This window comes from Sphingomonas sp. Leaf198 (genome assembly GCF_001424005.1).
GTDB lineage: Bacteria > Pseudomonadota > Alphaproteobacteria > Sphingomonadales > Sphingomonadaceae > Sphingomonas.
Window position 1 is genome coordinate 359,713 of sequence record NZ_LMPX01000001.1, and the last position, 11,971, is coordinate 371,683.

The following is an 11,971-nucleotide window of genomic DNA, read 5'->3' on the forward strand; positions in this document are numbered from 1 at the left end:
CTTACTTCTTAAACGGATCGATGGTGCGGATCGAGCCATCGGGATTGAAGGTGAGCTCGGTCATCTTCGCCGATCGCAGATGGTTGCGGTTCGACAATTGCGTGTCGTGGTAGACCAGCTGCCACGTGTTGCCGACCTTCAGAATCGAATGATGCGTCGTCCAGCCCTGTACCGGCAGCAGGATCTTGCCCTGGTAGCGGAACGGACCAAGCGGGCTGGTGCCGGTCGCATAGGCGATGAAGTGCGTGTCGCCCGTCGAGTAAGTGAAGTAGTATTTGCCGCCGCGCTTGAACATCCACGAGGCTTCGAAGAACCGCCGGTCGTGATCGCCGCCGAGCAACGGCTTGCCGGCTTCGTCGAGGATCGCGACGTCGCGCGGAGGCGCGGCGAACTGCTTCATGTTGGGCGTCAGCTTGGCGACCTTGGGCATCAGCGCGGGCTTGCCGTCCTGCTTCAGGTCGGTGTCGCCGGCGTTCGGATCGAACCTGCCGGTCGCCCAGCGCTGCAACTGGCCACCCCAGATGCCGCCGAAATACATGTAGCTCGCGCCGTCGGTATCGGTGAACACTGCGGGATCGATCGAATAGCTGCCCTTGATCGGCATCGGCTCGGCCTTGAACGGACCGACCGGCGACTTCGACGTGGCAACGCCGATCCGGAAGACGCCCTTGGCGTCGCGCGCGGGGATGTAGAGGTAATAGGTGCCGTTCTTGTACGCGGCATCCGGCGCCCAACTCTGCTTCGACGCCCAGGGAATGTTCTTCACGTCGATCGCCACCGGATGGACCGTCACCGGTCCGCCGACCCGGTCCATGCTGAGGACGCGGTAGTCGTGCATCGCGTACTGGTTGCCGAGATCGTCGTCGGGGATGCCCGCGTCGACGTCGTGGCTGGGATAGATGTAGATCTTGCCGCCGAAGACATGCGCGGATGGGTCGGCGGCGTAGATCTCGCGCGTCAGCGGTTGCGCGCGATACTGTTTGCCGTCCGGGCTGGTCGTCGATCCGGTCTTGGGCGGCGTCGATTGCGCACCGGAGATCGTCGCGGTGAGCGCGATGGCGGCCAGGGCCACGCCGGGGAACAGACTGTAGCGCATGCGGATCGGTCCTCTCTCTGTACCGCCTGCTCTCTATGAAGCCTGTCGGTGAATATCGATACCGCTACCATATGCCCGGTATCGCCATTGGGCAAGCGTTCAGGCCCTACGGCGTAGAATTCATTCCCGAGTTTCGGCGATCTCCCTCGGTGCTCGTATTTACGGTACGCTTGGGCGAATCTTGCCGCGCCGGTTGCGGTCCCCGATCGTTGCGCTAACACCCCTGTCATGACAGTTCATTCGCCAGCGCCAACTCGCTCCTCGCGCCGCGGAGGCTCGACTCCCACGATCAGCGATGTGGCGGCGCGCGCCGGGGTTTCCCCGATGACCGTCTCGCGCGTGATCAACGGCGAGACGAACGTACGGCCCAAGACGCGCGAGACCGTGAATGCGGCGATCGCAGCGCTGAACTACGCCCCCAATCCCGCGGCACGCAGCCTGGCCGGGGCAGGGCAGACACGGATCGGTCTGTTGTACAGTAATCCGAGCGCGGGCTTCTTGAGCGAATTCCTGCTCGGCAGTCTCGAACAGGCGAGTCGCCGCGATGTGCAGATCGTCGTCGAGAAGTGCGAGCTGGGCGATCACGAGCTCGAGGTGACCCGACACCTGATCGAGGGCGGCATCGACGGCATCATCCTGCCGCCGCCGTTGTGCGAAGCCGCCGGCGTTCTCGACCTCCTCGCCAAGGCCGGCATCCCGGCGATCGCGGTGGCGACGGCGATGCCATCCGCGGACCAGCTGGCGATCGGCATCGACGATCGCGAGGCGGCGTCGATGATGACCCAGCACATCATGGACCTCGGCCATCGGCGGATCGGCTTCATCACCGGCGATCCCAACCTGTCGGCCAGCGCCCAGCGCTATGCGGGCTATACCGCCGCGCTCGAACAGGCGGGATTGCCGTTCGATCCGAGCCTGGTTGCCGACGGCCTGTTCACCTACCGCTCGGGGCTCGACGCCGCAGAGCAGCTTCTCGCGCTCGAAAATCCACCGACCGCGATCTTCGCGTCCAACGACGACATGGCGGCGGCAACGGTGGCGATCGCGCATCGCCGCGGCATCGACGTGCCGGGCGACCTTACGGTCTGCGGATTCGACGACACGACGCTGTCGACCGCGATCTGGCCCGAACTCACGACCATCCACCAGCCGATCGCGGATATGGCGCGTGCGGCGGTCGATCTGCTGGTCACCGCGATCCGTCAGTCGGGCAGCGGCGCGAAGATCGAACGCCACCAGACGCTCGATTTCACGCTGATCCGGCGGCAGTCCGACGCAGCGCCGCGCCGGAGGCCGCGCGAGAGCCGCACTTGACGCGCGCACCAGACTTGATAGCGATACCATAGAGACGCGGATCGGCCGATCGATACCAGCGCCATTGTTGAGGATTGGGTGTGATCGAACCGACGCTAGATCCTCGCAAGGACCGGCACCAAGCCGGTGGACGCGGCTGTCGATCCGCCGCGCCACTGCTGGCGCGATCGCCCGCATGATCGGCGTTTCCGGAACATCTGGACGACTGGCCACATGGTGAGACCGCGTCCGCACACCATCACGCAACATGCACAAATCAGCCGATAATAACGGCATTTAGGAGGGGTTATGTCGGAGAGTATCAGAGGATCGGGCGGATCGGCGGTGAACTACGGTTTCATCACCGCGATCGTCGCCGTCGCCACCATCGGCGGGTTCATGTTCGGCTATGATTCGGGCGTGATCAACGGCACGCAGAAGGGGCTCGAAGCGGCCTTCGCGCTCGGACGGCTCGGGATCGGCGTCAATGTCGGCGCGATTCTGGTCGGGTCGGCGATCGGTGCATTCGGCGCCGGACGGTTGTCGGATGCGATCGGTCGCCGCAGCGTCATGATGCTGTCGGCAGTGCTGTTCCTCGTGTCGGCGCTGGTCGCAGGCGCGGCGGGCTCGTCGGCGATCTTCATCCTGGCGCGGATCATCGGCGGTCTCGGCGTCGGCGCCGCCAGCGTCACCTCGCCGGTCTACATCTCCGAAGTCACGCCGGCGGCGATCCGCGGGCGCCTGTCGAGCGTCCAGCAGGTCATGATCATCTCGGGCCTGACCGGTGCGTTCGTCGCGAATTTCGCGGTCGCGCGCTATGCCGGTGGCTCGACCGCCGAGTTCTGGCTTCACCAGTCGGCCTGGCGCTGGATGTTCTGGTTCCAGGCGATCCCGGCTCTGGTCTATCTGATCGCGCTGACGGTCATCCCGGAAAGCCCGCGCTTCCTGGTCGCCAAGGGGCGCGACGAGCAGGCGCGGACCGTCCTGACCCGGCTGTTCGGCCGCGAGGAGGCCGATCGCAAGGTGATCGAGATCCGCAACTCGCTCGCCAAGGACCACCACAAGCCCAAGCTGTCCGATCTGCTCGACAAGACGACCGGCAAGGTCCGTCCGATCCTGTGGGCGGGCATCGGTCTCGCCATCTTCCAGCAGTTCGTCGGCATCAACGTCGTGTTCTATTACGGCGCGGTTCTGTGGGAGGCCGTCGGCTTCACCGAGGACAACGCACTCCAGATCAACATCCTGTCGGGCGTCCTCTCGATCGCGGCGTGCCTGTTCACGATCGCGACCGTCGACAAGATCGGCCGCAAGCCGCTGCTGCTGGTCGGATCGGCCGGCATGGCGGTCACGCTGGCGATCGTCGCCTATGCGTTCTCGACCGCAGTCACCGACGCGGCGGGCGCGGTCAGCCTGCCGGGCCACAACGGCCTGATCGCGCTGATCTCCGCCAACCTCTACGTCATCTTCTTCAACGCAAGCTGGGGTCCGGTGATGTGGGTGATGCTCGGCGAGATGTTCCCGCAACAGATCCGCGGCTCGGGCCTCGCGGTCGCCGGCTTCGCGCAGTGGATTGCCAACGCGGCGATTTCGGTGAGCTTCCCGGCGCTGGCGGTCTCGCCTGGCCTGAGCGTGACGTATTTCGGCTACGCGTTCTTCGCGGCGGCGTCGTTCTTCTTCGTGAAGGCGATGGTCAACGAGACACGCGGACGCGAACTCGAAGACATGCAGGGTTGATCCTAGCGGGAGGGCCTCGGCCCTCCCGTTGTTTCAGGGGATAACGATGATCGCTTGAGCAGCATCCGCTCGATCGGCGCATATCGCTTCGCTCAAGCGCGACGAACACGTCGCTCTAGTACGCGGCCTTGGTGTCGCGCGGTGGCGCTGCGCGTCACCGGATTACGAGCCGGTAGCCACGCGGTTCGGCGGCGGATTTTCCTAATTTTTCAATGCCCGTCGCGTTTGACGTAGGTGAAACCGTTAACGATTGTAATTTATCGGCTATCCCGAAAGGGAAGCCCGTGCGTGACTATCTAGAGAAGGCTCGGCTTGACGCTTTGCACCAGCTCAAGCTGCTCGATACGCCGTCGAGCGAGAGCTTCGATCGCATCACGCGCATGGCCAGCCAGATCTTCGGCCTCCCGGTAGCGGCCATTTCGCTGACCGATCGCGATCGACAGTGGTTCAAGTCGCGGGTCGGGATCTCTCACGACTCGATCACGCGACGGAAAGCGCCGTGTTCGCAGGTCGCGGAATCGACGAGTCCGCTGGTTATCGAGGACCTGCAGGCGGACTGTTTTTACGCCGAAAGCCCGTTGGGTCTTGCCGGCACCCGGTTCTACGCGGGCGCACCGCTGGTCACGAGCGACGGCTATGGGCTTGGCTCGCTCTGCGTGCTCGGCACCGAGCCTCGGCAGGCGTCCGCCGCCGAAATGGCCGCATTGACCGACCTCGCGGCGATGGTCATGGCGCAGATAGAATTGCAGCATGCGTTCGGCCGGATCGATCCGATCAGCGGTATGCCCAACCGCAATCAGTTCCGCGAGGACCTCCTAGATCTGACGCGCGACCATAGCGGCGAGCACCGGCTCGTCGTCGTCGTCGATTTGGGCCGGGACGACCAGATCAACCGGATCTTGCGGGTGATGGGCGGAGCGCGGGTCGACGCGTTGATCCGGGAGGCCGCGCTGTCGCTGCAACAGCGGCTCGATTCCTCCCGCGTCGCCTATCACGTCGGCCCGGCGCAATTCGCCTTTCTGGGGCCACCCGACGTCGATCAGGATGCGTACATGGCGGTCCTGGCGTCGGGCTTCGCGGCGATCCGGGCGTCGTCGTCGGTCCGGTTCGTGACCAACGTCGCGATCGGCGTTCGCGCGTTCACGCTTGGTGACGCGGCAGCCGACGACGTGTTGCGCGCGGCGGCCAGCGCGGCGCAGGATGCCCGGCAGGTGGACGGTGCGATCGCGCTGTATTCGCCGGCCAGCGACATCGCGCATCGCCGTCAATATACGCTGTTGCAGGATTTCGGGGCGGCGCTCGAAGCCGGCGATCAGCTTCGGCTGGTGTTTCAACCGCGTGTCGAACTGGCGACGCGGCGCTGTATCGGCGTCGAGGCGTTGCTGCGATGGCGGCACCCGGTGCTCGGCGAAATATCGCCCGCCGAATTCATCCCGATCATCGAACATACGTCGCTGGCCCGACCAACCACGCAGTGGGTGCTGGACGCGGCGATGGACCAGCTCGTCGGCTGGAACGAGGCCGGCATAGGCGTCGCGATTTCCGTCAATATCTCGGCCGCCAACCTCGAAGAAACGGATCTGATCGAACGCATCCAGCTGGGGATGCTGCGGCGACAGCTGCGCCCCGATCAACTCGAGATCGAACTGACCGAGAGCGCGATCATGGATCACCCCGAGCAGGCGTTGGCGATGCTCGCGGAACTGGCGACCGCGGGCATTTGCCTCGCGATCGACGACTTCGGTACGGGCCATAGCAGTCTCGCCTATCTGCAGAGGCTGCCGGCGCAGGTCGTCAAGATCGATCAGGCGTTCGTGCGCAACCTCCGTGCGACGAGCGGCGCGGACTTCGTCCTTGTCGAGACGATGGTCGGGCTGGCCCAGAAGCTCGGCTACCGCGTCGTCGCCGAGGGCGTCGAAAGCGAGGACGCGGCCAACGTCCTCGCGCATATCGGCTGCGAAGAGGCGCAGGGCTTTCTGTTCGGGCGACCGATGGACGCGTCGAACTTCGTACGGTGGCTGTCGAGTTCGAATACGGGGAACGCGCCGATCACCAGCGCCGCCTGAGGCGCGGGCCACTGCCGTGGGTCCAAGGGCGATAAGTAAGGTTTGTCGGCAGGCGCCTCTAAAGCCCTTGCCATCGAAGCGGGGCGGGCAGGTCTTCGGCTGCGTAGTCGATCTGGAGCACGCGTCGGCGACGTGGTGGATTGGCGGCGCGCGAGCCGTGGACGATCGGTGTCGCGTAGAGCCAGACATCGCCGCGGTTCGCGCGGCACTGGCGCTCGCCGCGCTCCTCGACGACGTGCTTGATGCTCGCTTCCGGCAAGCGGCCGAGCCTGTGCGATCCAGGCACAATGCGAAGCGGAGCATTCGTCGTGTCGACCGGGTCGAGATGAACGCGGATCGTGACCATCCCCTCGAGAATCGCGAAGGGCGGTTCGACCTGGACGAGTCCGGCCTTCACCGTCCACGGACCGAACCCGTCGACGGCACCGCGTTGCTCGACGACGATGGTGCGATCCTGATGCCAGCCGAGCGCCCAGTTCCGGGCCGCCGTCTTGTCGAACAGCACGGCTCGGACGGGGCGTGCGTCGCGGCCCAGCACAGATCCGGCGATGCGGCCGATGGGACCGTCAACGGCGAGCATGCCGCGCAGGGCAGGGGCGGCCCCGATCCGCACGCCGGGGACGTCGCGGGGTAGATCTGCCACGGCCTGTTCGATCGAAAGGCACGTGGCAGGATCCAAGGCTTCCGGAAAGATCTGCGCGCCGTCGTCTTCGAAGCGCAGATCGGTTTCTACGGGTTGGGCCTGGGCATTCATCAAGTCAGGCCGGTGGGTTGCCCGATCCGCCATTGAGAGCACCGGGATGTTTGTGGGCATCGGTGGACGAGCTTCGGGCAGGCGCCGCGTCAGCGCTGGTGCCGGCGAGCATGCCGTTCAACGAGCTTCCGGTCATCCCCAGTTCCGCCATCAGGCCATCGATCAGCGGGCCGCCGACGCGGTAGCGCATCGCCGCTGCGACCGCCGCGTCGGCAAGATTGCCTTGACCGCCGCCGGTCGCGCCATCGCTGCTCCCGTCGCCATGCAGTCCGCGCGCATCGAGGATGCTGATCTTGTCGATATTCTCCATTGGCTTGCTGGCCGCAGCGATGATCGCGGGCAGGGCTTCCAGCATCGCGCGGCGGATCAGCAGCGCGGTCTGCGCGTCGCTCAGCAGGTTGGTCGCCTCGTTCAGCGATGCCTGACCTGCCGCGTCGACCTTGAACGCGGCCTCGCGACCTTCCGCGCGCGCCTTCTCGGCATCGGCTTCGGCGGTCGCCTCGGTGCGCAGGGCACTGGCGCGGGCCTCGGCGGCTTCCTTCTCGGCGGTTGCGGCGACGGTGATGCCGACCGCCTCTTCCTGCGCGCGCTGGGTGGCGGCGATCACCGCGACGTTCTTGTTGCGGTTGGCGATCTCGGTTGCCTTGGCAGTCGCGACGCTTTCCTCCGCACGAACGGCGAGTGCGCGTGCCTCGTTGGCGGCGGCGGTGGCGGTCGACTCCTCCTCGGACTTCTGCGCGGTCTGCACGGCGGTCGTGATGCGCGCGATCTCGATAGTGCGGTCGCGCTCGATCGTCGCGGTCTGGATCGCGCCGTCGCGGGCGATCGTTGCGGTCTGGATCACCTTGTCGGCTTCGGTCTGCGCGACGGTCTGTGCCTGGCCGGCGGTAATGCGGGCGATCTCGGCGAGGCGGGTCTGCTCGGCCTCGGCGGTCGCGATCGCGGTGGCCTGTTCGGCACGGCGGGCGGACAGCGTCTGCTCCTGCGTCAGGCGCGCCTGCTCGGCGGCCTGTGCGATCTCGAGCGACTGGTTGTTGGCGTCGAGGTTACGCTGCTCGATCTCGACGCGGTTGGTGGCGACGATGTCGTTGCGGATTTTCTTGCGCTCCTCGATCGTCCGCGTGAGCACAGTCAGACCCTCGGCATCGAACGCGTTGTTCTCGTTGAAATGCTCGAACGCGGTCTGGTCGAAATGCGTGATGCTGACTGATTCGAGCTGGAAGCCGTTCATGTCCAGATCGGTCATCAGCGCTTCCTGCACCTTCTGGATGAAGTCGGCGCGGTTGGCGTGGAGGTGTTCCATCGTCATCGTCGCGGCGACCGAGCGCAGCGCGGACACGAGCTTGCCGTCGAGCAACGACTTCACCGCATCGGGGCTGTTGACCGAATCGCCGAGCGTCTGCGCGGCGGCGGCGATCGATTCCGCGTCGGGCTTCACCTTGATATGGAACAGCCCGACGACGTCGACGCGCAGCTTGTCGAGCGTGATCAGCGCATCCTTGTTGAGACGCGACACCTCCAGCTTCACGGTGGTCAGGCGGACCTGCATCAGTTCGTGGAGCACTGGGATGACCATGATGCCGCCGTTGAGGACGACCTTCTCGCCACCGAAGCCGGTGCGGATCAGCGCGACGTCCTTGGTCGCGCGGCGATAGAGCCGGGTCAGGATGATGCCGATCACCACCAATGCGAACAGCACGATGCCGGCGTAGATCAGGACGTTCAGAAGCTGTGCGGGCATGAAACCCTCCCCGGTTATGATTGTGGTCGGATCGACTGCAGCAGCGCGTTGGCGTCGGGCAGTGCGTAGAAGAGTTTGCCGTCGCGGCGGACGATCAGCGCGGTCTCGCCTGCGGCGATCGCATCGGCATCGTCGTGCGGCTCGACCATGATGAAATGCGCCTGGCCGTGCTGGTCGACGATCTTCGCACGAGCCGGGCTACCTCGACGCGCGGTGCCTTCGAGGATCGTGCCGCGGCGGCGAAGGAAGTCGTCGGTCGAGATCACGCTGGTCTCGAAGCCGGGCATGATCCGGGTGAGGCCGTTGGCGGCGAGCGTGTTGAGCAGGCTGCCGGCGATCAGCGCGCCACCCGAGGCGACGCCCCAGTGCAGCGGGCCGCCGGTCAAGGCGGTCGCGCCCTGCTGGATGGCTATGCCGGCCAGCGTAAAGCAGCCAAGCAGCGAGGTCAGCCAGATCAGGATCGGCAGTTCGTGGCCAAGCCCGAGCCAGTCGAGCACGCCGCCGCCATCGGCCTCGGCATGAACGTCTGCGTGGAGATCGAGATGGCCGAGCCCAAGGCCGATCGCCTCGATCAGCCCGATCCCGATCATTACGACGAACGCGATCGCGAACGGCACGTAGGCGGGCGTCAGGAAGATCGTGAACATAGGCCGTAGTGCTGGTTCGGGTTCTGCATCGGCGAATGGGTAGCGGACAGACGATAACGCTTCGTTGCGAAACGCCGGTCGATCCGGTCTTTGCACGCCATGTGTCGATACTCCCCGGAGCGAGGCTAGCCCTACGCCGAGGCATTCGCAACGCGAGCCGAGGGAAACCGGCCGGGTTTGGATTCATCCTCTGCACAGGATCTGCACGACAAGCGAACGGATCGCACACGGACCTCGCGATCGGTCGATCACAGAACCCCGGCAAAGCCGGTCCTCGGCAATCGGGAAGTGCGAAGATGAATCGTCATGGAAGTCTGGTGGCCAAGATCGGCGCTGCCCTGGCGCTGATCGTCCTGGCGGAGATACTGATCGACGCTGGTAATGGCACAGTTGTTGGCGGGTTCGCGTTCGCCTGGATCACCGCGCTGTTCCTGACGCGACGGGCGATCTGGAACGACGGTTCGGCGCGACTGGCGCTGATTGCCGGCGCCGGACTGGCGGCGGTGCTCGTCGACGATCCAAGCGTTCTCGGCTGGGTTCTGTTCTGGGCGGCGGTATCGCTAGCCGCACTCCTGCCGCGTCACGGGTTCGACGATGCGCTCGCCTGGGCGCGCAGGCTTGGCTGGCATGCGATGTCCGCCGTCGTTGCGCCGCTGAAGGATGTTGCGCGGCTGTCGATGGTCCGCCAGCGTCGAGGGCCATCCTCCGGCGGCATCCGCGCGATCGGGGCTGTCGTTGCGTTGCCCTTGGTGGGCGGCGTGGTTTTCCTTGCGCTGTTCGCGAGCGCCAATCCGCTGATCGGTCAGGCGTTTTCGCAGATCGTGTTGCCGGATTTGTGGGCGGTGACCTGGCGGACGCTGTTCGGGCTCTGTGTGCTGGTTACGATCTGGGCAAGCTTGCGGCCAGGTCCGCCCACGATTCGGGCATCGCGTTTTGACAATTGCTCGATCAGCATGGCGTTCGAGCCGGGTGTGGGCACGCTGATCCTGTCGCTCGTGACGTTCAATGCGATTTTCGCAGTCGAGAATGCGCTCGACATCGTGTTCCTGTGGAGCGGCGCAGGACTGCCTGCGGGTGTGACTATGGCGGACTATGCGCATCGTGGCGCGTATTCGTTGATCGTGACCGCGTTGCTCGCCGCGGTGTTCGTGCTGCTGGCGCTGCGTCCGGGGAGCGCGGCGGCGGCGAGCCGGCTGATGCGACGACTGGTGACGGTCTGGATCGTCCAGAACCTGCTCTTGGTCGCGTCGAGTGCCTTGCGAACGCTCGATTATGTCGACGCCTACGGGATGACCGTGCTGCGACTGTCCGCGCTCGCTTGGATGGGGCTCGTGGCCACCGGACTGGCGCTGATCGGCTGGCGATTGCTGGCAGGCAAGTCGGCTTCGTGGCTGATAAACGCCAATGCGCTGGCGGCTGTCACGGTGTTGGTGACAGCCAGCGTCGTCGATCTCGGTGCGACCGCAGCGGCGTGGAATGTCCGCACGACGCTCGTCAGAGGTGAGGCGGGACCGCCGCTAGACCTGTGCTACATGGCGCGGCTCGGGTCATCGTCGCTGGTCTCGCTAGCGATGCTGGAGCAGCATGCGAAACAGCCCGGTCTGCGCGACCGTCTGGCGTATCTGCGGTGGAAAGGTCAGGTCGAAACGGCAAACGCGCAGTCCGATTGGCGTCTCTGGACGCCGCGCAACGCGAGACGGCTTGCGGTGGTCCGCGCGATGGTCGGCACTAAGGCGCCGCGTTTGCAGTCCGCGCCCGACGGACGGCGCTGCGACGGGCTGATCCTGCCGCCGCCCACGGTGGAGGTTCCGTCAGGGCCGCCGTCCGCTCCAGCGCCGCAGACGTCCGCGTCAGCACCAAAGCCGTTGACGCCGGGCGCGCAACAATGATCCTGTGCCCGATGCCTCGCACTATTCTGGTCGTCGACGACGATCCTCATATTCGCCAGCTGCTCGTGTTCGCGTTCGACAAGGCCGGGCTCGGCGCGATCGAAGCGGCGGACGGCGAAGCTGCGCTGTCGCTCGTCGAGACGCATGCGCCCGACCTTATGGTGCTCGACATCAACATGCCGCGGATGGACGGGCTCGAAGTGTGTCGACGCCTTCGAGGTGCGGAGGGCAGGGCGGACGTACCGATCCTCTTCCTGTCGAGCCGCGACGACGAGATCGACCGGGTACTCGGCATCGAACTCGGCGCCGACGATTATGTGGTGAAGCCGTTTTCGCCGCGTGAGGTGGTAGCGCGGGTCATGGCGATCCTGCGCCGCACTGCCGCGCGGGCACCGAACACCGAGGACGGGCGCGATCTTTCGCATGGCCGGTTGCGGCTCGACCTGGAAGGTTGGCGCGCGCTCTGGGGCGAGGTCGAGATTGCGCTGACCGTGACCGAGTTCCAGATCCTGCGGCTGCTCGCGTCGATGCCGGGCCGCGTGTTCAGTCGCGACGCGATCATCGACCGGCTGCATGGCCCCGGTTTCGCGGTCACCGACCGGACGATCGACAGCCACATCCGCAACCTACGCGGCAAGTTCGCGAAAGCTGGCGCCGATGACCTGATCGAGACGCGCGCCGGGATCGGCTATCGTCTCGGATCGTGCACGGGCGCGTGATCGGCAGGGTCAAGGACTGGGCGAAACGCCAC

At 65.6% G+C, this 11,971-nt stretch carries 9 protein-coding genes; 5 read left to right on the top strand and 4 right to left on the bottom strand.

Features of this window, described 5'->3' with window-relative positions:
• Position 1: 1 nt before the first annotated feature.
• Positions 2-1,096 (bottom strand): glycoside hydrolase family 43 protein, encoded by a 1,095-nt coding sequence (locus ASG20_RS01700; RefSeq protein WP_056047692.1) that lies wholly within the window; start codon positions 1,094-1,096, stop codon positions 2-4.
• A 228-nt stretch (positions 1,097-1,324) separates the two neighbouring features.
• Here ASG20_RS01700 and ASG20_RS01705 point away from each other — a divergent pair, with 228 nt between their 5' ends.
• From ASG20_RS01705 to ASG20_RS01715, 3 genes are all read left to right on the top strand, one after another.
• Complete coding sequence (locus tag ASG20_RS01705) at positions 1,325-2,410, top strand: LacI family DNA-binding transcriptional regulator (RefSeq protein WP_168371589.1); 1,086 nt, start codon at positions 1,325-1,327, stop codon at positions 2,408-2,410.
• A 288-nt stretch (positions 2,411-2,698) separates the two neighbouring features.
• Positions 2,699-4,123 carry a sugar porter family MFS transporter gene (locus tag ASG20_RS01710; protein ID WP_056047701.1) on the top strand — a complete coding sequence of 475 codons (1,425 nt, stop codon included), beginning with the start codon at positions 2,699-2,701 and terminating at the stop codon, positions 4,121-4,123.
• Positions 4,124-4,407: 284 nt separating this feature from the next.
• Positions 4,408-6,189, top strand: a complete 1,782-nt coding sequence (locus tag ASG20_RS01715; RefSeq protein WP_056047704.1) for a sensor domain-containing phosphodiesterase — start codon at positions 4,408-4,410, stop codon at positions 6,187-6,189.
• A gap of 58 nt (positions 6,190-6,247) precedes the next feature.
• On the opposite strand, the gene ASG20_RS01720 is transcribed toward ASG20_RS01715, so the two are convergent.
• From ASG20_RS01720 to ASG20_RS01730, 3 genes are read right to left on the bottom strand one after another with little or no spacing between them, the layout of a single operon-like run.
• Positions 6,248-6,976: a phytanoyl-CoA dioxygenase family protein gene (locus ASG20_RS01720; RefSeq protein ID WP_330218651.1), complete on the bottom strand. Its 729-nt coding sequence runs from the start codon at positions 6,974-6,976 to the stop codon at positions 6,248-6,250.
• Positions 6,948-8,684, bottom strand: a complete 1,737-nt coding sequence (locus tag ASG20_RS01725; RefSeq protein ID WP_056047707.1) for a flotillin family protein — start codon at positions 8,682-8,684, stop codon at positions 6,948-6,950. Before ASG20_RS01725 ends, ASG20_RS01720 begins: the two co-directional genes overlap by 29 nt.
• 14 nt (positions 8,685-8,698) lie before the next feature.
• The gene (locus ASG20_RS01730) at positions 8,699-9,331 is read right to left on the bottom strand and encodes an OB-fold-containig protein (protein WP_056047710.1); all 633 of its coding nucleotides are present in this window, start codon (positions 9,329-9,331) and stop codon (positions 8,699-8,701) included.
• Between the two features lie 317 nt (positions 9,332-9,648).
• Here ASG20_RS01730 and ASG20_RS01735 point away from each other — a divergent pair, with 317 nt between their 5' ends.
• Together ASG20_RS01735 and ASG20_RS01740 are read left to right on the top strand one after the other, a co-directional pair.
• Positions 9,649-11,220, top strand: coding sequence for a DUF4153 domain-containing protein (locus ASG20_RS01735; protein ID WP_231420350.1), 1,572 nt, complete (start codon positions 9,649-9,651; stop codon positions 11,218-11,220).
• Positions 11,221-11,231: 11 nt separating this feature from the next.
• The gene (locus ASG20_RS01740; RefSeq protein WP_056050273.1) at positions 11,232-11,939 is read left to right on the top strand and encodes a response regulator transcription factor; all 708 of its coding nucleotides are present in this window, start codon (positions 11,232-11,234) and stop codon (positions 11,937-11,939) included.
• Positions 11,940-11,971: the final 32 nt, after the last annotated feature.

Coding starts and splice junctions, on each gene's coding strand:
- ASG20_RS01700 (WP_056047692.1), bottom strand. CDS start 1,096: ATGCGCTACAGTCTGTTCCCCGGCGTGGCCCTGGCCGCCATCGCGCTC.
- ASG20_RS01705 (WP_168371589.1), top strand. CDS start 1,325: ATGACAGTTCATTCGCCAGCGCCAACTCGCTCCTCGCGCCGCGGAGGC.
- ASG20_RS01710 (WP_056047701.1), top strand. CDS start 2,699: ATGTCGGAGAGTATCAGAGGATCGGGCGGATCGGCGGTGAACTACGGT.
- ASG20_RS01720 (WP_330218651.1), bottom strand. CDS start 6,976: ATGGCGGATCGGGCAACCCACCGGCCTGACTTGATGAATGCCCAGGCC.
- ASG20_RS01725 (WP_056047707.1), bottom strand. CDS start 8,684: ATGCCCGCACAGCTTCTGAACGTCCTGATCTACGCCGGCATCGTGCTG.
- ASG20_RS01730 (WP_056047710.1), bottom strand. CDS start 9,331: ATGTTCACGATCTTCCTGACGCCCGCCTACGTGCCGTTCGCGATCGCG.
- ASG20_RS01740 (WP_056050273.1), top strand. CDS start 11,232: ATGCCTCGCACTATTCTGGTCGTCGACGACGATCCTCATATTCGCCAG.